At 70.2% G+C, this 22,738-nt stretch carries 16 protein-coding genes and 1 tRNA gene; 6 read left to right on the top strand and 11 right to left on the bottom strand.

Features of this window, described 5'->3' with window-relative positions; genetic code table 11:
- Window positions 1–37 precede the first annotated feature (37 nt).
- Complete coding sequence (locus GF068_RS05815) at window positions 38–1,105, bottom strand: endonuclease/exonuclease/phosphatase family protein (RefSeq protein ID WP_153818229.1); 1,068 nt, start codon at window positions 1,103–1,105, stop codon at window positions 38–40.
- 218 nt (window positions 1,106–1,323) lie between these two features.
- Here GF068_RS05815 and GF068_RS05810 point away from each other — a divergent pair, with 218 nt between their 5' ends.
- Complete coding sequence (locus tag GF068_RS05810) at window positions 1,324–3,891, top strand: MopE-related protein (protein WP_153818228.1); 2,568 nt, start codon at window positions 1,324–1,326, stop codon at window positions 3,889–3,891.
- Window positions 3,892–4,099: 208 nt separating this feature from the next.
- On the top strand, window positions 4,100–6,823 hold the full coding sequence (locus GF068_RS05805; protein WP_153818227.1) for a MopE-related protein: 2,724 nt from the start codon (window positions 4,100–4,102) through the stop codon (window positions 6,821–6,823).
- 79 nt (window positions 6,824–6,902) lie between these two features.
- Here the strand turns inward: GF068_RS05805 and ettA are convergent, their stop codons facing one another.
- Complete coding sequence (ettA, locus tag GF068_RS05800; protein WP_338046242.1) at window positions 6,903–8,582, bottom strand: energy-dependent translational throttle protein EttA; 1,680 nt, start codon at window positions 8,580–8,582, stop codon at window positions 6,903–6,905.
- Window positions 8,583–8,669: 87 nt separating this feature from the next.
- Window positions 8,670–10,292 carry an oligosaccharide flippase family protein gene (locus GF068_RS05795; protein ID WP_170319317.1) on the bottom strand — a complete coding sequence of 541 codons (1,623 nt, stop codon included), beginning with the start codon at window positions 10,290–10,292 and terminating at the stop codon, window positions 8,670–8,672.
- 142 nt (window positions 10,293–10,434) lie between these two features.
- Between GF068_RS05795 and GF068_RS05790 the strand changes: the two genes are divergently transcribed.
- A tRNA-Asn gene (locus GF068_RS05790) sits at window positions 10,435–10,510 on the top strand.
- Window positions 10,511–10,583: 73 nt separating this feature from the next.
- On the opposite strand, the gene GF068_RS05785 is transcribed toward GF068_RS05790, so the two are convergent.
- Together GF068_RS05785 and GF068_RS05780 are read right to left on the bottom strand one after the other, a co-directional pair.
- Complete coding sequence (locus GF068_RS05785) at window positions 10,584–11,003, bottom strand: MmcQ/YjbR family DNA-binding protein (RefSeq protein WP_153818225.1); 420 nt, start codon at window positions 11,001–11,003, stop codon at window positions 10,584–10,586.
- Window positions 11,003–11,362, bottom strand: coding sequence for a GFA family protein (locus GF068_RS05780; RefSeq protein WP_153818224.1), 360 nt, complete (start codon window positions 11,360–11,362; stop codon window positions 11,003–11,005). The genes GF068_RS05785 and GF068_RS05780 overlap by 1 nt, the downstream gene beginning before the upstream one ends.
- Window positions 11,363–11,526: 164 nt before the next feature.
- On the opposite strand from GF068_RS05780, the gene GF068_RS05775 reads away from it, so the two are divergent.
- On the top strand, window positions 11,527–11,913 hold the full coding sequence (locus GF068_RS05775) for a VOC family protein (protein WP_153818223.1): 387 nt from the start codon (window positions 11,527–11,529) through the stop codon (window positions 11,911–11,913).
- A gap of 30 nt (window positions 11,914–11,943) precedes the next feature.
- Here the strand turns inward: GF068_RS05775 and GF068_RS05770 are convergent, their stop codons facing one another.
- Window positions 11,944–12,843: a LysR family transcriptional regulator gene (locus tag GF068_RS05770; RefSeq protein WP_153818222.1), complete on the bottom strand. Its 900-nt coding sequence runs from the start codon at window positions 12,841–12,843 to the stop codon at window positions 11,944–11,946.
- Window positions 12,844–12,949: 106 nt separating this feature from the next.
- Here GF068_RS05770 and GF068_RS05765 point away from each other — a divergent pair, with 106 nt between their 5' ends.
- Window positions 12,950–13,855, top strand: coding sequence for an aldo/keto reductase family oxidoreductase (locus GF068_RS05765; RefSeq protein ID WP_153818221.1), 906 nt, complete (start codon window positions 12,950–12,952; stop codon window positions 13,853–13,855).
- 433 nt (window positions 13,856–14,288) lie between these two features.
- Here GF068_RS05765 and GF068_RS05760 read toward each other — a convergent pair whose 3' ends face one another.
- Both GF068_RS05760 and GF068_RS05755 read right to left on the bottom strand, forming a co-directional pair.
- On the bottom strand, window positions 14,289–16,325 hold the full coding sequence (locus tag GF068_RS05760; protein WP_153818220.1) for an AgmX/PglI C-terminal domain-containing protein: 2,037 nt from the start codon (window positions 16,323–16,325) through the stop codon (window positions 14,289–14,291).
- Between the two features lie 258 nt (window positions 16,326–16,583).
- A complete protein-coding gene (locus tag GF068_RS05755) occupies window positions 16,584–17,408 on the bottom strand; it encodes an SDR family NAD(P)-dependent oxidoreductase (protein WP_153818219.1) in 825 nt (274 codons plus the stop codon).
- Window positions 17,409–17,533: 125 nt separating this feature from the next.
- Here GF068_RS05755 and GF068_RS05750 point away from each other — a divergent pair, with 125 nt between their 5' ends.
- Window positions 17,534–18,718, top strand: coding sequence for a Kelch repeat-containing protein (locus tag GF068_RS05750; protein ID WP_153818218.1), 1,185 nt, complete (start codon window positions 17,534–17,536; stop codon window positions 18,716–18,718).
- A 10-nt stretch (window positions 18,719–18,728) separates the two neighbouring features.
- Here GF068_RS05750 and GF068_RS05745 read toward each other — a convergent pair whose 3' ends face one another.
- The 3 genes from GF068_RS05745 to GF068_RS05735 are packed head-to-tail and all read right to left on the bottom strand — an operon-like array spanning window position 18,729 to window position 22,703.
- Entirely contained in the window at window positions 18,729–19,532 is an 804-nt protein-coding gene (locus GF068_RS05745; protein WP_153818217.1) for an inositol monophosphatase family protein, read from the bottom strand.
- 38 nt (window positions 19,533–19,570) lie between these two features.
- Window positions 19,571–21,019, bottom strand: coding sequence for an NAD(P)(+) transhydrogenase (Re/Si-specific) subunit beta (locus GF068_RS05740; RefSeq protein ID WP_153818216.1), 1,449 nt, complete (start codon window positions 21,017–21,019; stop codon window positions 19,571–19,573).
- A gap of 7 nt (window positions 21,020–21,026) precedes the next feature.
- Window positions 21,027–22,703 carry a Re/Si-specific NAD(P)(+) transhydrogenase subunit alpha gene (locus GF068_RS05735; protein ID WP_153818215.1) on the bottom strand — a complete coding sequence of 559 codons (1,677 nt, stop codon included), beginning with the start codon at window positions 22,701–22,703 and terminating at the stop codon, window positions 21,027–21,029.
- Window positions 22,704–22,738: the final 35 nt, after the last annotated feature.

The raw sequence follows: 22,738 nt of genomic DNA, 5'->3' as shown, positions 1-22,738 counted from the left end.
GCCCCCCTCCACACGCCCCCGCCAGCCCCCGGCCATTCTACTTGACGGCGTACGTCGCGATCACCGGCGCGTGATCCGTCGCCGCGTCCACGTCATCTCCGTGGCGAATGCTCGCCGACGTCTGATCGAGCATCCCCGCCATGAACGGATGTGACATCTGGTGATCCACGAGCTCCAGCGTGCCCTGATAATCGTACGACCACCGATCATTCACCGGCACGAAATCGGGGGCATTCGTGTACACCCCCTCCCCCTCGCCCAGGATCGCCAGATAGGGCGGCGACCCCGGCGTGTCATTGAAATCGCCCAGCACCAGCACCGCCCTCGACGCGTCCTCCTTCACGAGCGCGTTCGCGATTGCGCGCGTGCGCTGCGCCTCCGCGAGGCGCTTGTTCGGATTGTCGTCCTCCTTCGCCTTGAAATGCACCCCCAGGAGCACGACCTTCCGTCCGTTGTACGTCAAATGATACTCGGGGCAATCGCGCGAGAATCGGTACGTCGGCCCCACCGTCCCGTTCAGCGGGAACTGCTCGTCCTTGTGCGAGACCACCTGGTCGAGCGGGATCTTCGACAGGATCCCGATGTCCACGCCCCGCGGGTCGTTCCCGTCCACGATCCCGATCCCCGGGTATTTGCCGCCGAGCTCGCTCTGCACGAGGTCCGACAGCGCCGCCTCGTTCTCCACCTCCTGGAGCACCACCACGTCCGCGTCGATCGCCGAGAGCACCGCGCCGATCGCCTGCCGATGCTTCGTGTATTGTGTCGTGGTCCGTATCACCTCGTCCGGCGCCGCGCTGTCGTTCTTGTCGTTCAGATAATTGCGTACGTTCCAGTTCACCACCCGCAGCGGCATGGGATCCCGCGGCGCCCCCCCACCGCCGCCGCCGCCGCCGCCGCCGCCGCTGCCGCCGCTGCCGCCGCCGCCCGCGTCGCCGCTCGAGCCGTCACGGATGCGGCCATCCTGACCACATCCGCTGCTCGTCGCCGCTGAAGACACGAGCAGCGCGGCCGCGAGCGCGCCGCTCGCCGTGAGGCTTCGCGCGCGGGCGAGGCCGAGCCATCCACGGAAACACGAACCGGGGGACCGGGAGGAAGCATGCGACATGCGCTCAGTCTCCCGTCCCCATTCCGGCGCCGCAAGCCTCCCGTCGTGCTTACCGACGCGACGCGCCCGGTGGTCAGGTCCGCGACCATCCCGGGCCCCTTCACGCCGGCGGGATCCCGAGCGGGCGCGCGGGTCACCGGCCTTTACAGCGCTTCGTGATCCATGCAAGGATCAATCGACCAGGTTTAGGCTCGGTTTATTCTTTTCAGGAGCAGTTCATGCGGAACCTTACGCGCGCCAGGTCGATCGTGGGCGCACTCTCCCTTGTCGTCGGCGTCGCTGCATTCGGGTGTAGCGGCGGCGGAGACCCCTCCACCGGCTCGGGCGGCTCGGGTGGCGGCGGAGGTGCGGGCGGCGCCGGCGGGGCCGGCGGATCGGGCGGCCAGGGAGGCAGCGGCGGCAGCGCCGCCTGCAATGAAAGCGAATCCCGGCCGTGTTACAGCGGGCCCGCGGGCACCCAGGGGCAGGGGGAATGCAAAGCGGGCGCGGAGACGTGCGTCAATGGCCAGTGGTCCGCGTGCAGCGGCGAGGTCTTGCCGAGCCCCGCGGAGGTCTGCGACGGCAAGGACGACGATTGCAACGGCCAGGTCGACGACGCGATCCCGCAGATCACCTGCGGCCTCGGCGCCTGCTCCGTCACGGTCGACGGCTGCTCGGAGGGCGACGTGCCCGAATGCGCCCCGCTCCCGGCGCCCTCGCGCACCGAGACCTGCGACGGCAGCGACGACAACTGCGACGGCCAGATCGACGAGGGGTGCACCTGCGTCGACGGACAAACGCAGCCTTGTTATTCGGGCGGCGCGGCCACGAAGGGCGTCGGTGCATGCAAGGACGGCACGCAGACCTGCGCCGGCGGCGCCTGGGGCGCCTGCGAGGGCGAGGTCCTTCCCGGCCCCGAGACCTGCGACGACCTCGACAACGATTGCGACGGGACGTCCGACGAGGAGCTCGGGCAAATCTCCTGCGGGGCCGGCGCCTGCGCGAAGTCCGTCGAGGCCTGCGTGAATGGCGTACCCCAGACCTGCACCCCCGGCATGCCGAGCCCCGAGACCTGCAACGGCGTCGACGACGATTGCAACCTCCTGATCGACGACGGCCTCGGCACCATCACCTGCGGCGTGGGCGCGTGCCAGAAGACGGTGCAGGCCTGCGCCTCCGGGCAGACCCAGGTCTGCGTGCCCGGCACGGGGATGAACGAGATCTGCAACGGCGTCGACGATAACTGCAATGGCCAGGTCGACGAGAGCAACCCCGGCGGCGGCGCCGCGTGCATGACCGGCCAAGCCGGCGTCTGCGCCGCGGGCATGCTCGTCTGCGCGAATGGCACGCTCGGCTGCCAGCAGACCACGCAGGCTTCGGCCGAGGCTTGCGACGGCCTCGACAACAACTGCAACGGCGCGGCCGACGAGGGCAACCCCGGCGGCGGCGCGATGTGCTCCACCGGCAAGCCCGGCGTGTGCGCCAATGGCGTGAGCACGTGCATGAACGGCGGCATCCTCTGCAACCAGACCGTGCAGCCTTCGACCGAGGTCTGCGACGGCCTCGACAACAACTGCAACGGCGCGGCCGACGAGGGCAACCCCGGCGGCGGCGCGATATGCATGACCGGCCAGCCCGGCGTCTGCAGCGGCGGCACGCAGCAATGCCAGAACGGCTCGCTCAAGTGCGTGCAGAACGTCCAGCCGACGGGCGAGGCCTGCAATGGCCTCGACGACAACTGCAATGGCACCTCCGACGAGGGCAACCCGGGCGGCGGCGCCGTGTGCTCCACGGGCCTGCTCGGCGTCTGCGGCCCCGGCACCACGCAGTGTCAGGGAGGCTCGGTCAAGTGCGTGCAGAACGTCGCGGCCTCCACCGAGATATGCGACGGCAAGGACAACAATTGTAATGGCACGACCGACGAGGGCAACCCCGGCGGCGGCGTGGCCTGCAACGTCCCCGGCAAGTTCGGCGTCTGCGTCGCCGGCACCACGGCCTGCACCGGCGGCACGACCGTCTGCAATCAGAACACGCAGCCGGGGACCGAGGTCTGCGACGGCCTCGACAACGATTGCGACGGCCAGGTCGACGAGGGCAACCCCGGCGGCGGCGCGACCTGCACGACCGGCCTCGGCGGCTCCTGCGACGCCGGCACCATCACCTGCCAGAGCGGCGTATTGTCCTGCAAGGCGAACACGCTGCCCGTCACCGACACCTGCGACGGCATCGACAACGACTGCGACGGCCTCATCGACGAGAACGCCAGCGCCACCACGCTCTTCACGGAGAACTTCGCCAACAACGTGAAGGGCTGGACGCTCGGCACCACCTGGGCCATCGGCCCCGCGGTCGCCGGTCCGCCGCCGTCCCAGGGCAACCCCGATCCGGCGAACGACCACACGACCACCGCGGACGATGGCGTCGCGGGCGTGGTGATCGGCGGCAATTATTCGATCGCCGCCGCGACCCCTTATTATTACCTCACGAGCCCGACCATGAACACGAGCGGCACGGGCAACCTGACGCTCGACTTCTGGCGCTGGCTCAACAGCGACTACCCGAACTTCGTGTTCAACACGATCGAGGTCTCCATCAATGGTGGTTCGACCTGGACCACGCTCTGGTCGCACCCGGCCTCGGTCGAGATCCGCGACAACGTCTGGACGAACATCCACCACAACCTGAATGCGTACAAGTCGACGACCATGAGGATCCGGTTCGGCTACTCCATTGGCTCGAGCTTCGCGAGCGCCTACGAGATGAGCGGCTGGAACATCGACGACGTCGTCGTCCGCCGCTGCCTGTAGGTTTCCTCGCTGCTCTCACGTCCGGGACGCTTCCGCAGTGTCCCGGACCGGTTATTTCCGACCGTCAAAAAATCCCTTACTTTACACGTTCGCCCCGAATGTGCAACGATCCCCTCTTGCCCCGAGCATGTGCCCGGGACGCTTGCAGGAGTCGGGCATGCGAAACTTCACACGCGTCACGCTGGTAGCCGGCGTATTTTCTCTCGTCTTGGGCTCTCTCTCCGCCGGATGCAGCGGGGGAGGGCCCACCACCACCTCGGGCCCGGGAGGCGCGGGCGGCGCCGGCAATGGCGGCGCGGGCGGCGTCGCGGGCACGGGCGGCCTCGGGGGCACGGGTGGCCTCGGGGGCCAGGGCGGCCTCGGGGGCCAGGGCGGCCTCGGCGGCGCCGGCGGTATGGGCGGCGAGGGCGGGAGCATGGCCGTCTGCGACGACGGCGACACGAAGCTTTGTTACTCGGGTGATCCCGCCACGCAAGACATCGGCGAATGCAAGGCCGGCACCGTCTCGTGCGTGAATGGCCAGTGGGACACGACCTGCGTGGGCGAGGTCCTCCCGAGCGGCGCGCCCGAGGTCTGCGACGGCAAGGACGAGGATTGCGACGGCCAGATCGACGACGACATCCCGCAGATCACCTGCGGAATGGGCGCGTGTTCGGTCACCGTCGCCGGCTGCGAGAATGGCGTCGTCCCCGAATGCACGCCGCTCCCGCCCGCGACCGCCGAGACCTGCGAAGGCACCGACGACGACTGCGACGGCGAGATCGACGAGGGGTGCACCTGCCTCGACGGACAAACCCAGACCTGCTACTCGGGCGGCTCCGGGACGCAGGGCGTCGGCGCGTGCAAGGAAGGCACGCAGACGTGCGTCGACGGCGCCTGGGGCGGCTGCGAGGGCGAGGTCGTCCCCGCCGACGAGACCTGCGACGGCGCGGACAACGACTGCGACGGGATGACCGACGAGAACCTCGGACAGACCACCTGCGGCGCGGGCGCGTGCCTCACGACCACCGAGAACTGCGTGGCCGGCGTGCCCCAGCAGTGCACCCCGCTGCCCGGCCAGCCCGAGCAGTGCAATGGCATCGACGACGATTGCAACCTGCTCATCGACGACAACCTCGGCACCCTCACGTGTGGCCTCGGCGCTTGCCAGGTCACGGTCGCCGCGTGCGTCGGCGGCCAGCCCAAGATGTGCGTGCCCAAGCAGCCCACGGCCGAGCTGTGTGACGGCGTCGACAACGATTGCGACGGCATGATCGACGACGGCAACCCCGGCGGCGGCGTCGCCTGCAACACGATGCTGCCCGGCGCCTGCGCGCAGGGCACGATCACGTGCAGCTCGGGCACGCTGCAATGCGTGCCGAACACCCTGCCCGGCCAGCCCGAGCAGTGCAACGGTATCGACGATAGCTGCAATGGCCAGATCGACGAGGGCAACCCCGGCGGCGGGAACGCCTGCCAGACCGGGCAGCTCGGCGTCTGCGCCTCGGGCACCTCGACCTGCCAGAGCGGCGCGATCACCTGCGCCCCGATCGTCCAGCCCTCGGTCGAGATCTGCGACGGGCTCGACAACAACTGCAACGGCGCCACCGACGAGTCGAACCCGGGCGGCGGCGGCGCGTGCTCGACGGGCGGGCAAGGCGCCTGCGCCGCGGGCACGTTCCAGTGTCAAAACGGCGCGCTCTCCTGCGTGCAGACCACGCAGCCCTCGATCGAGATTTGCGACACGAAGGACAACGACTGCGACGGCCAGATCGACGAGGGCAACCCCGGCGGCGGCGGCGCCTGCAGCGTGCCCGGCAAGCTCGGCGTGTGTGTCGCCGGCACGTTTCAGTGCCAGGGCGGCGCGCTCGCGTGCGTGCAGACCACGCAGCCCTCGGCCGAGACCTGCGACGGCCTGGACAACGACTGCGACGGCCAGACCGACGAGAACAACCCCGGCGGCGGCGGCGCCTGCAGCACGGGCCAGCCGGGCCTCTGCGGCGCGGGGACGCAGACGTGCAGCAATGGGACGCTCGTCTGCGCCGCGACCGTGCAGCCCGCGCCCGAGATCTGCGACGGCAAGGACAACGATTGCGACGGTCAAACCGACGAGAACAACCCCGGCGGCGGCACCTCGTGCGCCACGGGCCAGCCGGGCGTCTGCTCCGCGGGCGTCACGCAATGCACGGGCGGCGCCCTCGGCTGCGCGCCGACGGTCCAGCCCACGGCCGAGACCTGCGACGGCCTGGACAACGACTGCGACGGCCAGACCGACGAGAACAACCCGGGCGGCGGCGCGGCCTGCAACACGGGCCAGCCCGGCGTCTGCGCGGCCGGCACCACGTTATGCGCCGGCGGCTCGCTCCTCTGCAACCAGAACGTCGCGCCCACGGGCGAGGCCTGCGACGGCCTGGACAACGACTGCAACGGCCAGATCGACAATGGCAACCCCGGCGGCGGCGCGGCCTGCACCGTCTCCGGCCAGTCCGGGGAATGTGCCAAGGGGACAACCGCCTGCACGGGCGGCGCGGTCTCCTGCTCGCAGACGATCTTCCCGACCTCCGAGGTCTGTAGCGACGGGAAGGACAACGACTGCGACAACCAGATCGACGAGGGCTGCTCCACGCCCTGCTCGCACTCCGTGTGCCAGGCGGGCGCGGCGCTGCCGGCTGGCTGCAGCTCCTGCGCGACAAACGTCTGCAACACGGCCGGCTTCGAGTACTGCTGCTCCAGCACGTGGGACAACGGCTGCACCGCCCTCGGCGACTTCGTCTGCGGCGCGGGCACCTGCTGCGCGCACGACGTCTGCTCACTCAACCTCGGCCCGCTCTCGGCGTCGTGCAGCTCGTGCGTCGCGGCCGTCTGCGCCGACGACCCGTTCTGCTGCACCACGGACTGGGACCAGCTGTGCATCGACGCGCTGCCGACCTCTTGCGGCGTCCAGTGCAACTGACGTGAGACACGCATGAAGAAAAACCCCCGGGATCCTCGCCGGATCCTCGGGGGTTTTTCCTTGGCATTCGAACGAAGGTTCAGCCCACGTCCGTCATGCGCCGGTACCGGATCCGGTGCGGCTCGTTCGCGTCCGCGCCCTTCCTCCGCTTCAGATCCGCCTCGTAGTCCTGGTAGTTCCCCTCGAACCACACGACCTTGCTGTCGCCCTCGAAGGCGAGGATGTGCGTCGCGATGCGGTCGAGGAACCAGCGATCGTGGCTGATGATCACCGCGCAGCCCGCGAACTCGAGCAGCGCCTCCTCCAGCGAGCGCAACGTGTCGACGTCGAGGTCGTTCGTCGGCTCGTCGAGCAGGAGCACGTTGCCCCCGCGGCGGAGCAGCTTCGCGAGGTGCACGCGGTTGCGCTCGCCGCCCGAGAGATCACCGACCTTCTTCTGCTGGTCGGCGCCCTGGAAGTTGAACGACGCCACGTACGCGCGCGAGTTCACCTCGCGCTTGCCCACGAGCAGCGTCGGCTCGCCGCCCGAGATCTCCTGCCACACGCTCTTGTTCGGATCGAGCGCGTCGCGCGACTGATCCACGTACGCGAGCTCCACGCTCTCGCCGATCCGGAGCGCGCCCTTGTCGGGCTGCTCCTGGCCCATGATCATCCGGAACAGCGTCGTCTTGCCCGCGCCGTTTGGCCCGATCACGCCCACGATGCCGCCGCGCGGCAGCGAGAACGACAGGTCGTCGATGAGCAGTTTGTCCCCGAACGCCTTCGACAGGTGATCGGCCTCCACGACCACGCTCCCGAGGCGCGCGCCGGCCGGGATGTGGATCTGGCTCGCCGAGTACTCCTTCGCCTTCAGATCCTCGGCGAGCAGCGTCTCGTAGGCCGCGAGGCGCGCCTTGCTCTTGGCTTGCCGCGCGCGCGGGTTCATCCGCACCCACTCGAGCTCGCGCTCCAGCGTCTTCTGCCGGGACGACTCCTGCTTCTGTTCGAGCTCCAAGCGCTTCTTCTTCTGCTCGAGCCAGCCCGAGTAGTTGCCCTCGTACGGGTAGCCCATCCCGCGATCGAGCTCGAGGATCCAGCCCGCCACGTTGTCGAGGAAGTACCGGTCGTGGGTCACGGCCACGACGGTGCCCGTGTACTCCGCGAGGAAACGCTCGAGCCACGCCACGCTCTCGGCGTCGAGGTGGTTCGTCGGCTCGTCGAGCAGCAAGAGGTCCGGCTTCTCGAGCAGGAGCCGGCAGAGCGCCACGCGGCGGCGCTCACCACCCGAGAGCTTGTCGACCTCGGCTTCCGGGGGCGGCAAGCGGAGCGCGTCCATCGCGCGCTCGAGCACACGATCGAGCTCCCAGCCGCCCGAGGCGTCGATCTTGTCCTGCAGGACGCCGTACTCCTCGAGCAGCTCCTCCATGTTGTCCGGCGACTCGCCGAGGAGCACGCCGATCTCCTCGAAGCGCTTCATCAGCCCGCGCGTCTCCGCCACGGCGGCCTCGACGTTCTCGATCACCGTGCGACCCGCGTCGAGCCTCGGCTCTTGCTGGAGGAAGCCCACGCGGACGCCGTCGGCGGGCCTGGCTTCGCCGAGGAACTCCTTGTCGGTGCCCGCCATGATCCGGAGCAGCGTGCTCTTGCCTGCGCCGTTGTGCCCGAGCACGCCGATCTTCGCGCCTGGATAGAAGGAGAGCCACAGGCCCTTCAGCACCTCCTTGTTCGGGGGGTGCACCTTCCGGACGTCCTGCATCGTGAAAATGAACTGATGCGCCACGTTTGTCTTACCGCTCTCGCGAGTTGATGAATGAAAGGGTGTGTCGAGGTCGAGGGCGGGCGAAGGATACTGGAACCGGGCGATTCGTCACGTCCGTCGTACCCGATCTCCCGCACGTTCAGGCTTTCCGAGGACCTTCAGGACGAGCGACAGGTCCTTCTTGCCGATCTCGCCCGTCACCACGAGCACCGCGAGGTACAGCGCGCCCATCACGTGGGCCTCCACGAGCACGGCCAGTTTGCCGAGCCAGGGCATCCGCATCCCCACGGCCACCGTCACGCCCGCCGCGACGAAGACCCGCACGAGCGAGAGCGGCGCGACGAACGCACCCGCCTCGCGCCGCAGCGCGATCGCCGCCACCACGCAGACGAGGCCGAGCGCGATCGACGTCGAGATCGCCGTCCCGAGCAGCATCGTCGGGCCAAACGGGAGGCGCGGCGTCACCACCACGCACCCGAGCGCCACGAGGCACACGGCGAGCGCGTTGAACGCCGCGCTCGCCCGCTCCCGACCGAGGCCCGTCAGCGCCGCCGAGCTGATCCCGAGGATCGCGAACGAGCCCATCCCGATCGCGAGCACCCGCAGCACCGGCCCTCCGTGCTCCCAGATCGCGCTCGATTTGTAGGCGAAGCGAAGCACGTGGGGCGCGAGCGCCGCGATCGTGCCCGCGACCGCGCCCGTGACCACGAGCGCGATCCGCACCCCGGCCCGCGTGTACTCGGCGACGAGCGGCTCGCTCCGCTCGGCCCGCGCCCGCGCGAGCATCGGGAAGAGCACGAAGCTCACGGACATGAGGAGCTGGTACGGCAGGAACGAGAAGAGCTGCACGCCGCGGTAGATCCCGAGCAGATCGTCGGACGCGGACGCGGCGAGGCCGAGCCGGCCGGCCTCCTGCCCAGCGAAGCGGCTGAGCAACAAGAAATCGGTCTGGAGCAGGAGGTTCAGGGCGATCTGGCCGAGCGCGAGCGGGCCGAGGAAGCCGAGGTAGTCACGCGCGCTCGGGCCCCCCGCGCCCGCGTGGCCCACGCCCGAGCGGGTGAGCGCGATCGGCACGATGAGCGCGGCGGCCGTGACGAAGCCCATCGCGGCGCCGAGCGTGCCGCTGCCGCCGAGCCGGAGGAGCACGAAGGCCCCGGCGCCCATGCCGACGGTGCGGAGCAGCCCGTAGCCCACGTCGAGCCCGGCCTGGTCGAGGAAACGCCTGCGGCCGTTGAGCGAGCCGACGAGCGGCGCGTAGACGCCGTAGAGCAGCACCACGGCGGCCACGAGGCGCAGCGGCGTCGCGACGTGCGGGGCGCCGACGGCGGTCGCGATGGTCCCCGCGGCGAGCGCGAAGCCGAGCGAGAGCACGACCGCGAGCGCCACGTGGACGCGCAACGTGCGCGCGAAGGCGGCGTCGACGTGGCCTTCCGGGGCGGTGGAGACCGCGCGGGACACGCCCTGGATCGCGGTGGCGACGACGACGTTGTTCAGGACGCCGACGATCGCGAGCACGCGGGAGATCTGCCCGTAGCCGGCTTGCCCGAGCAGCCCTTCGAGCAGGAGCTGCTGGGCGAAGCCGAAGACGATGAACGAGACCTTGGCGAAGGCGATGGCGAGCCCGCCGCGCCCGGCGGTTCGCGCGGCGCTCGGCGTGGAGGGCGCGGCAGCCGCGCCGCTCGCGGCAGGCGCGTTCGCGTTCGTCGCGGGGGCGGGCGCGGCTTCTTGCACGGGCGGCTTCTTCGCAGAAGGCGCGGGGGAGGGCAACCGCTCGTTACGGGCGGGAGAGGAGGGGGTTTCCGCGACGCTCGAAAAAAGTTCTTGACGGGCGGGGCTCCGCGGGTATCCTCGCGGTCCGTTTCGACGAGGTCATTCCAGCTTAGCTCAGTCGGTAGAGCAGGCGGCTGTTAACCGCCGGGTCGCTGGTTCGAGTCCAGCAGCTGGAGCCAATTCGTTAGCAACGACGGCCCTGGAGAGTGCTCTCCGGGGCCGTTTTCGTTTCGAATGGCCGAAGGGCCGGGCTCAGCCCGCGGGTGGACGCGTGGCCAGGGCCCGCTCCCGCAGCCGCTTCCCTGCGACGTGCAGATAGGCGTCTCGCACGAGCTCGCCGACCTGCTTCCAGTCGGGGTTCGTGTCGAGCACCATGCCGATCCACCCGCTCGGGCCCACATAAGGCGGCCTGAAGAAGCGCGCTGGATCCGTCTCGATGAGCGCCTCCTGCGCGCCGAGCGGCGCGGGGAGCCAAACCGAGAGGTGCGGCGCGCCGTGATGATGGTTGTCGAGGGACGCGAACATGCGGCCCTTGCCGGCGAACCAGGCGGGCTCGCCGTGGGAGACACGCTCGTTCGCGTCGGGCAGCGACATGCAGATGGCGCGCAGCCGCTCGATGATCACGTTTGCCTGCGTCCCAGCGCCTGCGCCGGCGTTCCTGTCGGGATCCATCAGAGGCTCTTCCCGTCGAACTCCTTCACCTTGAACGCGCCGAGATCCACGTCGTCGATCGTGCGGACGTTGATCGCGTACATCTCGGTGCCGTCCGGCATCGCGCCGCGGCCGAACGTGCGGACCCCGCAGGTCGGGCAAAACAGGTGATGAATGTGCTTCTTGCCGAACTGGTAATCCGCGACGACGTCCCCGCCCGAGAGCAGCGTGACCGCCGCGGCCGGCACGAAGGCGAGCAACGTGCCCGATTTCATGCAGATCGAGCAATTGCACGACACCAAGTCCTGGATGCCGGCCTTCACCTCGTAACGAACCTTCCCGCAGTGACAGCCGCCCGTATACGTATTCGCTTCGGTCATGTGCTCGACTCTCCTCGATGCGTCGCTCCGACGCGCGGCCCAGTTTGTCCGAGCGCCCGTCCCGGGTCCACGACAAAGTGCATCGTCCGGCCGTGCGCACCGAAAGGAACCCTGACAACCCCGCCCTTGAACCCCTCGCCGGCCTCGTGATACAAGCCGCCGGTATGAATCTCGGGTACGTCATTCTCTACGTGCAGGACGTCGAGCGGTCCGTCGCCTTCTACGAGCGGGCCTTCGGGCTCGCGCGCCGCTTCGTCCACGAATCGAAGCAATATGCGGAGATGGAGACCGGCGCGACGGCGCTCGCGTTCGTGACTGAATCCGTCGCCGGATCCCACGGCTTTTCGTTCCGCGTGAGTCGACCGACCGAGCCCGCGCCCGCGGTCGAGGTCGCGTTCACCACGCCCGACGTCCCCGCGGCCTTCGAGGTCGCCGTCGCCGCGGGCGCGCAGGGGGTGAGCGCGCCCGCGACGAAGCCGTGGGGGCAAACCGTCGCTTATGTGCGGGATCTCGACGGCTTCCTCGTCGAGTTGTGCACGCCGATGGGGTGAACCTGCTCCCGTCTGCGGGCCCGTGGCCACTCACGGCTGCTTCGACTTGACGAAGTCCACGAAGGCCCGCAGCGGCGCCGGGAGGTGCCGACGACCGGGGTAGTAGAGAAAAGGCCCCGGGAAGCTCAGCCACCACGGCTCGAGCACGGGCAAGAGCTCTCCTCGTTCGAAGAAGGGCCGTAGCCAATCCTCGAACAGATAGAGGATCCCGCTCCCTGCCACGGCGGCCTCCACAGCGAACTCCGTACCGCCGCCGAAAAGGACGACCAGCGTGCCTTTGGGGTCGACTTTGAGGGTCTCTCCATCCCGTTCGAACTCCCACGGATGCAGCGGGCCGTTCGTGAAGCGCCACCGCACGCAATCGTGTTCGAGCAGCTCACGCGGGTGGGTGGGCGTGCCACGGCGGGAGAGGTACGCGGGCGACGCGGCTGCGGCGTAACGCTGGACGCGCGGGCCAATGGGCACCGCCACCATGTCCTTCTCGAGCCAGTCCTCGTAGCGGATGCCGGCGTCGAAGCCTTCGGCGACCACGTCGACGAGGCGCTCCTCCGCGCTCACCTCGAGGCAAATGTCGGGGTACTTCGCGAGGAAGGGCGGCACGATGCGAGGAAGGACGAGCCGCGCGGCGACGGTCGGCACGTTGAGCCGCAGACGACCCGCGGGGCGATCACGGAAGTCGTTGACCACGTCGAGAGCCGCGCGCACTTCGCCGAGCGCCGGGGCGATCCGCTCGAGCAAGCGCGCTCCCGCGTCGGTGGGTGTGACGCTGCGGGTGGTGCGATGGAGCAGCCGAACCCCGAGCCGGGCTTCCAGTCGACGAACCGCGTCGCCCATGCGGGACGCGCTCGTGCCCGCCGCACGGGCGGCGCTGCGAAAGCCACCCTCACGGGCGACCGTCAGGAAGGCGGTGAGGTCTGCCAGTTCATCCATCGGCTGTGCAGATCATCGCACAGGCCGTGCAGATTGCGACGGATTGTCGTGCAGCGAATCGCTGCGTAAATCCCGCGGCGACTCCACCCTTCCCAAGGAGCACGACATGAAAGACCTCCCCATCGCAGACACCTACCGCCTCGGCGCTCACACCGTTCGTCGCCTCGGTTACGGCGCCATGCAGCTCGCCGGCCCCAACGCCTTTGGTCCCCCGAAGGATCGGAAGGCCGCGGTCGCCGTGCTGCGCGAGGCCATCGCTCTGGGCGTCGACCACGTCGACACCAGCGACATCTACGGCCCCCACGTCACGAACGAGATCATCCGCGAGGCGCTGCATCCGTACCGCGACGGCCTCGTCATCGCCACGAAGGTCGGCGCCGTGCGCGGCCCGACGGGGTCGTGGGAGCCCGCGTCCTCCGCCGCCGACATCGAGCGCGCGGTTTTCGACAACCTCCGGAACCTCGGCCTGGACGTGCTCGACGTCGTGAACCTCCGCGTGATGTTCAGCGCCGCGGGCCCCGCGGAAGGCTCCATCGAAGCGCCGCTCACGGCCCTCGCCGAGCTCCAGCGCCGCGGGCTCATCCGGCACATCGGCTTGAGCAACGTCACGGCCGCGCAGATCGCGGAGGGACGCAAGCTCGCCGAGATCGTGTGCGTGCAGAATTACTACAACCTGGCCCACCGCCACGACGACGCCGTGATCGACGAGCTCGCCGCGCTCGGCGTGGCGTACGTGCCCTTCTTCCCGCTCGGCGGGTTTGCGCCGCTGCAATCGAGCGCGCTGAGCGCCGTGGCCGCGCGTGTCGGGGCGACGCCGATGCAGGTGGCGCTCGCGTGGCTCCTGCGGCGGTCGCCCAACGTGTTGCTCATTCCCGGCACGTCGTCCATCACGCATCTGAGGGAGAACCTCGCGAGCGCCTCCATCGCCTTGGGCCCCGAGGATCTGGCCGAGCTCGACGGGCTCTCCAGGCACGCCGACCCTCGAGGGGCAGGCCACGAGCCGAGCCGCTGAGGGTCGCGACAGCCTCCAACCGGGTCAGGCCCGCGCCGGCAGACACACCGAACCGTCTGTCGCCAGGGTCCCGACCGTGTTTCCGGCCCTACGGGCCCAGGCCCAGCGAGATCGACCCCTCTCCGCAGGCAGGTCGACGCGGCTCCACCCCGGGTTGGCCTGTCGCCTGACACACCTCGAACCAGCTCACGACGGGCGTCGACCCGACCTCCGGGCCGGATCCACCCTCGCCGAGGCACCTCCACGCCGCCCCCGCGTCCCTCGTGACCCTCGTCGGGACGGTTCGAACGGTCTCCGGAGACGGTCACGACCCTCTTCGGGAGGGGTCGAAGGGTCTCCGGAGACGCTCACGACCTCCTCCGGGTGACGTGCTCCGGTCGTGGGGGCGAAGGCGAGCCAATGCGGTCACCCTCGCCACCCACCCGGGCCGCGATCAGCCGCCGGGGCTGAACATGATCGGATAGACGACCGTCACGATGCCGCCCTCCGGCTGCGGGAAGGACAGACCATAAAAGGCGCGGACCACGCAGGACACCACGCCGCCGTCCGGCATGTCCGAGCCGCCATTGCCCACGTTCGAGACCGCGCCGTCGCGGCCGATGACGAAACGAACCCCCACGCGCCCCTGCAGGTTCGGGTTGTTCCGCAGGCCATTCTCGTAACACAGGCGGAACCGGCCGAAGTTCTGGCGCACGATGCGCTGGATGACCTCGGGCGGCAGGCGACCGCTCACGCTCGTCGCGCCCATTCGAACCTGCGGCGGCTTCGTGCGGTGCGAGCCCGACAGCTTGCCGTGCCCATTGCCGAAGCCCTGGCCCGGGCCCGTGCCCGCGCCGTGGCCGATCGTGCCGATCGAGCCGAGGCCGATACCCTCGCCGCGACCTCCGCCGCCCTCGCCGATACCGGACAAACCGAGGCCGCCCGCGCCGAACGAGTCGCCGATGTTGTCGCCCCACATGTTGCCGCGGGCCGACAGCGCGTCGTTGCCGAGCGAATCGTCGCGGCCCCACGGGGCCGTCGGCGCATTCGGATCGCCGCCGGCGCCCGCGTTGAGCAGGCCGATCATGCCGAACTCCGCCGCGTCGCGCAGCGCCGCTTGCCGCGCGATGTGCGGATCGGGGTTGTCCTGCGGGCCCTGCACGCCATAACGGTTGCCCGACGCCTTCGTGGTCGGGTTCCCCATCGAACCCTCCTCGCCCTTCGCCTTCGTGCCGGTGCCGCCCTCCTTGTTGTCGGCGTTGTTCTCGGCCGTCATCTCGGTCTGCTTCTCCTCCAGCTCCTTCTCCGCCGCGGCGGCGAGGTATTGCTGGAGCATGTACTTCTGATCGTCCGAGATGCCGTCACCGTCCGTCGCGCCGAGCGGCGGCATGAAAAACGCCATCGCGGCGAGCAGGCCCACGTGCACGGCCGCCGAGAGCCCCTGATAAAGGTAATTCGTCGTGTCGAGCTGCACGTGACCCGCGACGACGCGGCCCGCGTTCACCGTCGAGACCTGGAAGATCAGCCCGTCCACCTCGATCCGCGCCTTCGATCCGGGCGGCAGCGCCATCTGGAATGCGCCCGAGAGCTCGGCGCACGGCTGCGTCTTGCCGCTGTCGATCGCCTGCTGCACCGTCATCTTCGGCTGGCCCGCGATCTCGATCGTGCCCTTCGCCCGCGGCAGGAGCACCACCGAGACAGCCCCACCCTTCTCCGCGAGCACCACCGGCGCGCGCGTCGCGCCGAGTTTCTCCTGGGGGACGAAGTAATCACACTTGACGTTTTTCGTCTCCTCCTCGCCCACGTAATACGAGCGCGGCGGCGTCAGGTGCGCGACGTTCAGGATCATCTGATCCCACATCACCATCACCTCGACCGACGCGGACGGCGTCTCGAGCTCCTCCGTCGGGACGTCCGGGCCGCTCTTGACGAGCTGGTACGTGTACGAACCCTCGGGCGCGTCGTGCGGCACCTCGTCGTGCGCGGGCGCCTTCGGCTGCGCGAACGGGTTTTGCATGCCAAACGGATCGCCGCCGAACGGGCTCGCCGCGGGCGCCGCGCCGAACGGGTTCGCTCCGCCAAACGACGCGGAGGCCGCGGGCGCGCCGAACGGGTTCGCCGAGGGCGCGGCGAACGGGTTTGCCCCGGATCTCGCCGCCCCGGCCGCGACGGCCACGGCCTCGGCCTTCTCGAGCACGAGCCTCGTGCCGCCGATCTGGAGCTGATCCCCCGCCTTGACCTTCGTCTTGTTGATCCGCGCGCCATTGACGAGCGTGCCGGGCTCGTTGCCGAGGTCGATGAGGGTGATGTCCTCGGGCGACGCGACCTCGATGACGGCGTGCATACGCGAGGCGAGCTCGTCGTCCACCCGGAGGTGGCTCTTCGGGTCCTTTCCGACCTTGACGATGTCCTGCGTGACCGTCTCTCGACGGACGAGCGCGTCATTCTGGTACAGCGCGAACGTGAGCGCGACCTTTTGCTTGCCTTCCATGGTGAGCCAGCCTTTCCTGCCGTGCCGTCCCGCCGAGGCGGGCAAATGCCCCCGCGAGAGGCTCGGGGGGTTATTTTCGTGCTCGGAGCCTGTTTTCTTTCTCGAGGGAGCCCGATCGAAGGGGCCGAGCCCCGCATTCGACCGCCACTCTCTCCCTGCTCGGAGGCAGCGACAGCGGCTCGGACCCAAGGTTCCCGAAGACGCGTGATCCGAGCGCCTCGGCCGCCGAGGGCAAAAAAGAAGGCTGGCTCGAGGGGGTCAGCGGGTCGCGAGGACGGGGGCGAGCAGGGCTTCCGTGGCGCGGCGGAGGGCCGCCCGGGCGCGGTCGTCGTAGGCCTGCGCGTTCGCGCGCGCGGGGCGCTCGACGTCGAAGTATTCGCCGGTGATCTGATCCGAGAGCGAGCGCTCGATGAGGAGCCGGATCGCGCGCGCGCCGTCCTCCGGCTTGCCCCAGGGCTGGCCGAACGTCTCGCGCACGATCTTGGTGTCCAGCATCGAGCCCGGGTGCAGCGCGTTGATCGCGATATCGGGGTATTTCTGCGCGAGATCGAACGTCCACATGACGAGCGCGAGCTTGCTCCTTCGATAGGCGCGTAGCCCCTCGTACTCCATCGTGGTCATCAGATCGTCGAAATCGAGCGCCTCCTGCCCCGCGGAGGCCACGTTCACGATGACCCGCGGCGGGCGCTGGCAGAGCGAGAGCCAGAGCTCGGTGAGCGCGACGGGCGCCAGGTAGTTCACCGCGAAGCGCTTCTCGTGGCCGTCTCCGGTCACCTCCCGCGCGTCTCCTTTCGCGCCCGCGCCCACGCCCGCGTTGTTCACGAGGACGTCGATTTCGGTGAGCTCCGCGGCGAGGGCGCGGACCATCGCCGCCACGGACGCGAGCGAGCTCAGATCCGAGACGACGTGGCGCGGACGGGTGCCCGTGAGGAGCTCGAATTCCAGCGCGAGCTCGCGGACCTTCTCCGAGGAGCGCCCGTGGAGAATCACCTCGCCGCCCCGCTCGAGGAGCAGCTTCGCCGTGGCGCGCCCGATACCGTCCGTCGCGCCCGTGACGAGCACCTTCCTTCCTCGTGCCGGCATGTCGTCGTTCTCCTCCTCTTTCCGTCCCCCAGCAAGGACGATGCGCCCGAGCGCGGCCTTCGGTCAAGCGCGGGGCACGGTTCAGAGCGGGCGCGGCTCTTGCCAGGCCGTGCGGGGCGAGAGAAATGCGTCACCCTCACGCCCGCTCCCTGGTCCTCGCCCTCGGACTCGTGCTCCTCCATCCTGCGCTGCCCGCGTATGGCGCTTCGGGGCCCGGCGGCCTCCGCCCCCCGCGATTGCCCGCGCCCGCACGCCTGCTCCTGCCCCGTATTCATTCCCCACGCGACGACCAGGGCCGCACCTTCCGCGTCGCCACGATGACCACCGCGCGCCGCGCCCATACCGCGACGACGCTCGCCGACGGCCGCGTCCTCCTCGTCGGCGGCCTCGACGGCGATTCGTACCTCGCCTCCGCGGAGGTATACGATCCCGCCGCCGCGCGCTTCGTCCCCGTCGGGGCGTCCTCGGAGCCGCGGGCGCATCACATTGCGGTTTTGCTCGACGACGGGCGCGTGCTCGTCGCCGGCGGCGAGCGGGCCCCGGGGGATCCGACGGAGACCGCGGAGGTCTTCGATCCCGCGTCGAATACCTTCCAGCGCGTCGGCTCGATGCGCGTGCCGCGGATCTACCACGCCGCGGCGTCGTTACCGGACGGCCGCGTGCTCGTCGCCGGTGGATACGACGGCGCGCGGACCGTCGCGCTCGTCGACGTGTTCGACCCGGCCACCGGCGCCTTCCGTCCAGCCGCGCCGATGGTCGCGCCGCGCTCCGAGTTCACGGCGACCGCGCTCGCGGACGGAAACGTCCTCGTCGCCGCGGGCGTCGGGGGCGCGGCGCGGCTCGCGACCGCGGAGATTTACCACCCGAGCCTCGATCGATGGCAACAAGCGGGGTCTCTGCGGGCGCGGCGCGGCGGGCACGTCGCGGCGCTGCTCGACGACGGCGGGGTCCTCGTCGCGGGAGGTATCGTCGGTGTGCACGCGGTGGCGACGGCGGAGCGCTGGAACCCCGCGACGAACACGTGGTCGAGCGTGGCGCCGATGGCGGAGACGCGCTTCGGGAGTGCCCTCGTCGGCCTGCCCGACGGGCGCGTGCTCGTGGCCGGCGGCGAGGATGACGACGGCCATACGCTCGCCTCGGTGGAGCTCTTCGATCCTGCGGCGAACACGTGGAGCCGCGCGCCCTCGCTCGACACCCCGCGCAGCTCGCTCGCGGCGGCGCTGCTCGAGGACGGATCGGCGCTCTTCACGGGAGGCCACGCGCCGCCGTCGTCGTGGGCGAGCGCGGAGATTCACCTGCCCCGGCCGTAGGAATGATCGTTCAGGAAAAACCGTCCGCGCGGAGCGCGGCGAGGATCTCCGCGTGGAGCTTCCCATTCGAGGCCACGCAATGGCCCGAGGCGACGCTGGGGCGGCCCTCGAAATCGGTGAACCGGCCGCCGGCCTCCTCGACGAGCACGGCGAGCGCGGCGATGTCCCATATCTTCACGCCCGCCTCGATCCAGGCCTCGGCCCGTCCCGTGAGCACGAGCGCCGCGCCGGCGAGGTCGCCGTAACAGCGGGCCTGCGCCGCCGCGAGCGCGAGGCGCGTCACCCGCTCGCCTAGGGGCGGGGCGAGCAGGCAGCGGGGCTCGCCGAGGGAGAGCGTGGCGTCGGCGAGGTCCGCGATACCCGAGACGGAGAGGCGCTCCGCGGGCGCGTCGCCCACGCGGCGGAACGCGCCGAGGCCCCGCCCGGCCCAGTACGTCTCGCCGAGCGCGGGCAGGGCCATCGCGCCCGCCACGACGACGCCACGAAGCTCGAGGGCCACGAGCGGCCCCCAGAACGAGCCGCCGCGCGAGAAGCCCCGCGTGCCGTCGAGCGGATCGACGATCCATCGGGCCTCTCGGTCCGCGCCCTCGTGCGCGCCCGTCTCCTCGCCGAGCAGCGCGTGATCGGGGAACTCTGCGCGGATGACCGCGAAGATGGCCGCCTCGGCGTCACGATCCGCGGCGGTGACGGGCGTCCGATCGGGCTTCGTCTCGACACGGACGCCGCTTCGAAAGTGCACGAGGCTCGCCGCCGCCGCGGCCTCTGCCGCGGCCCGCGCCGTGGCGACGGCTCGTTCGAGGTCGAGGTCGCTCATGATCCAGGAGAGGTGCTTCGTGCGTCGCGCGGCCGTGCTCAGGCCGCTTGTTGTTCCGCGCGGGAGGAGAGCGCGGAGAGCAGCTTCTGCACGCTCGCCTTCGCGTCGCCGAAGAGCATGAGCGTGTTGTCGAGGTAGCAGAGCGGGTTGTCGACGCCCGCGTACCCCGCGGCCATGCCGCGCTTCAGCATGATCACGCGCCCGGCCTTCCACACCTCGAGCACGGGCATGCCGTAGATCGGGCTCGCGGGATCATCGAGCGCGCTCGGGTTGACGATGTCGTTCGCGCCGATGACGACGACGACGTCGGTCTGCTCGAAGTCCTCGTTGATCTCCTCCATCTCCTTGACGGCCTCGTAGGAGACGTTGGCCTCGGCGAGCAGCACGTTCATGTGCCCGGGCAGGCGGCCCGCGACGGGGTGGATGGCGTAGCGCGCCTTCGTGCCGCGCTGCTCGAGCAGCGTCGTGATCTCCTTGACCGCGTGTTGCGCCTGCGCGACGGCCATGCCGTAACCCGGCACGACGATCACGTTCTTCGCGCCGAGCAGGAGATCGGCCGCGCCGTCGATGTTCGTCTCGTTCACCTTCTTGGCAGGCTCGCCCTTCTTCGCCGCGGGCACCGCGCCGCCCTGCTCGCCGAAGCCCGCGAAGACCACGTTCCAGATGGAGCGGTTCATGGCCTTGCACATGATGAAGCTCAGGATCGCGCCGGAGCTGCCGACGAGCGCGCCGGTCACGATGAGCAGGTCGTTGCCGAGCATGAAGCCCGCCGCGGACGCCGCCCAGCCCGAGTAGCTGTTCAGGAGCGAGACGACGACGGGCATGTCGCCGCCGCCGATCGCGAGCACGAGGTGCGCGCCGAGCACGCTCGCGACGCCCGTGGAGACGAGCAGGTAGGGCACGCGCACGTCCGCGCCGCCGCGGAAGGCCGCGACCGCGAGGAAGACACAGGCGAAGACCATCGCCGCGTTCAGCGCGTGCCGGCCCGGGATCACGAGCGGCTTCGAGCCGAGCGTGCCGCGCAGCTTGAGGAACGCGATGACCGAGCCGGTGAAGGTGATCGCGCCGATGAACACGCCCGCGTGGATCTCCACGTGGTGCGCGACGTCCGGCGCTCCACCTTCGCGCACGCCGTTCATCTCGCTCGCGATGCCGACGAGCGCCGCGGCCGCGCCGACGAAGCTGTGCAGGACGGCCACGAGCTCGGGCATGCTCGTCATGGCGACGCGCGCCGCGAGCACCGCGCCGATCACGGCGCCCACGCCGATCGCCCCGCCGAGCAGGCCGAGATCCGAGGGGCCCGCTGCGAGGCTCGTGTTCTCGGGCGCCACGACGGCGCCGAGCGTGACGGCGACCGCGAGCAACATGCCGAGCGTGCCGAGGAGGTTGCCGCGGCGAGCCGTCTGCTGCGCGCTGAGCCCGCGGAGGGACATCACGAACAGCAGGCTCGCGACGAGGTAAGCGACGTTCACGAGGGTGATACGCATCGGCCTCTCACTTGCGGAACATGCGCAGCATCCGCTGCGTCACGAGGAAACCACCGGCCACGTTGATCGACGCGAGCAGGACCGCGACGGCCCCGAGCAGGGCCGCGACGGGCGCGCCGCCGCCGCCGACGTTCGCCGCGAGCAACATGCCGCCGATCAGGATGATGCCGCTGATCGCGTTGGTGACGCTCATCAGCGGCGTGTGGAGCGCGGGCGTGACGTTCCAGACGAGGTGCCAGCCGACGACACACGCGAGCAGGAAGACCGTCAGGTGTTGCACGAGCTCCTGGCTGCCGAAGAGGCCAACGGGCGTGAGGAACACGAGCGCGAGGACCGTGCCGATCCGCGCGGGCCACGGGCTCTCGGGGACCTCCGGCTTCGGGTGATGCGCGGGCGGTTTTTGCGCCGCGGGCGCGGGCGCGCCGCCCCGGATCTCGGGCCGCGGCGGCGGCCACTTGAGCTCACCCTCGAGCAGGACCAGCATCCCGCGCTGGATCTCGTCCTCGAGGTTGAGCTCCCACGTCTTCTTCTTGCCCATGATCTCGTCGAGCAAGTTGACGATCGTCATCGCGTAGAGCTCGCTCGCCTGCAGGGCCATCCGGCTCGTGAGATCGGTGTGGCCCACGATCGTCACGCCGTACCGCTCCACCGTGCGATCCCGCTCGGTGAGCGCGCAGTTGCCGCCTTGCTCGGCCGCGAGGTCCACGATCACCGAGCCGCGGTGCATGCCGACGACCGCGCCCGACGTGATGAGCTCCGGCGCCTTCTTCCCGGGGATCAGCGCGGTCGTGATGACGATGTCGCTCGTCCTGCAGTGCTCGGCGATGAGCTGCTGCTCGGCCGCGAGGTACGCGTCGCTCACCTCCTTCGCGTAGCCGCCCTGGCCTTCGCCCGTCTCGCCGTCGAACTCGAAGGGGACGAACTCGGCGCCCATGCTCGTGACCTGCTCGCGCACGACGGGGCGCGTGTCGAAGGCCTTCACCATCGCGCCGAGCGCGCGCGCGGCGCCGATCGCCGCGAGCCCCGCGACGCCCGCGCCGATGATGAAGACCTGCGCGGGCTTGATGCGCCCCGCGGCCGTCACCTGCCCGCCGAGCAGGCGCCCGTAGTGCGACGCGGCCTCGATCACGGCCCGGTAGCCGTTCACGTTCGCCGTCGCGCTGAGCGCGTCGAGCTTCTGCGCGCGCGTGATGCGCGGGACGGCGTCCATCGCGAGCACCGTCGCCTTGCGCTTGCCGAGCCGCTCGACGAGCTCCTTGTTCTGCGCGGGCCAGAGGAACGAGATGAGCTTCTGGCCGGGCCGGAACAGATCTGCCTCGTGCTCGCCCGTCTCCGGGTGCGCGGCCGGCGGGCGGACCTTCGTGATCACGTCGGCCTCGCGCAGCACGTCGGCCGCCTTCGGCGCGATCCGCGCGCCCGCCTCTGCGTAGGCCGCGTCCTCGAAGCCCGCGGCGGCGCCCGCGCCGCTCTCGACGATCACCTCGCAGCCCATCTTCACGAGCCTCCCGACGGACGCCGGTGTGGCCGCGACGCGCCGCTCGCGTGGCTCGATCTCCTTCAGCACGCCGATGGAGACCTTCGCCTCGCTTCCGGCGTCCTTCACCGACCCCCCTGGCTTCTGCGCCCCGCTCGTCGGCTCCGCGGAGGGCGCGGCGTTCGCGCCTGCCTTCACTTCTTCGACCATTGCGGCGCGAGTGTACGGGAAATTGTCGGGGCCGG

Origin of the sequence: Polyangium spumosum, assembly GCF_009649845.1 — a bacterium.
In the GTDB taxonomy this organism is placed as follows: domain Bacteria; phylum Myxococcota_A; class Polyangia; order Polyangiales; family Polyangiaceae; genus Polyangium; species Polyangium spumosum.
Note: the sequence above shows the minus strand (reverse complement) of the source record. Positions and strands in the feature narration are given on the sequence as shown.

Bases quoted from the DNA above. Each gene is read 5' to 3' on its own strand.
- GF068_RS05780 (WP_153818224.1), bottom strand. From the start codon at position 11,362: ATGACCGAAGCGAATACGTATACGGGCGGCTGTCACTGCGGGAAGGTT.
- GF068_RS05735 (WP_153818215.1), bottom strand. From the start codon at position 22,703: ATGGTCGAAGAAGTGAAGGCAGGCGCGAACGCCGCGCCCTCCGCGGAG.
- GF068_RS05785 (WP_153818225.1), bottom strand. From the start codon at position 11,003: ATGGATCCCGACAGGAACGCCGGCGCAGGCGCTGGGACGCAGGCAAAC.
- GF068_RS05770 (WP_153818222.1), bottom strand. From the start codon at position 12,843: ATGGATGAACTGGCAGACCTCACCGCCTTCCTGACGGTCGCCCGTGAG.
- GF068_RS05775 (WP_153818223.1), top strand. From the start codon at position 11,527: ATGAATCTCGGGTACGTCATTCTCTACGTGCAGGACGTCGAGCGGTCC.
- GF068_RS05815 (WP_153818229.1), bottom strand. From the start codon at position 1,105: ATGTCGCATGCTTCCTCCCGGTCCCCCGGTTCGTGTTTCCGTGGATGG.
- GF068_RS05755 (WP_153818219.1), bottom strand. From the start codon at position 17,408: ATGCCGGCACGAGGAAGGAAGGTGCTCGTCACGGGCGCGACGGACGGT.
- GF068_RS05740 (WP_153818216.1), bottom strand. From the start codon at position 21,019: ATGCGTATCACCCTCGTGAACGTCGCTTACCTCGTCGCGAGCCTGCTG.
- GF068_RS05745 (WP_153818217.1), bottom strand. From the start codon at position 19,532: ATGAGCGACCTCGACCTCGAACGAGCCGTCGCCACGGCGCGGGCCGCG.
- GF068_RS05765 (WP_153818221.1), top strand. From the start codon at position 12,950: ATGAAAGACCTCCCCATCGCAGACACCTACCGCCTCGGCGCTCACACC.
- GF068_RS05760 (WP_153818220.1), bottom strand. From the start codon at position 16,325: ATGGAAGGCAAGCAAAAGGTCGCGCTCACGTTCGCGCTGTACCAGAAT.
- GF068_RS05750 (WP_153818218.1), top strand. From the start codon at position 17,534: ATGCGTCACCCTCACGCCCGCTCCCTGGTCCTCGCCCTCGGACTCGTG.
- GF068_RS05810 (WP_153818228.1), top strand. From the start codon at position 1,324: ATGCGGAACCTTACGCGCGCCAGGTCGATCGTGGGCGCACTCTCCCTT.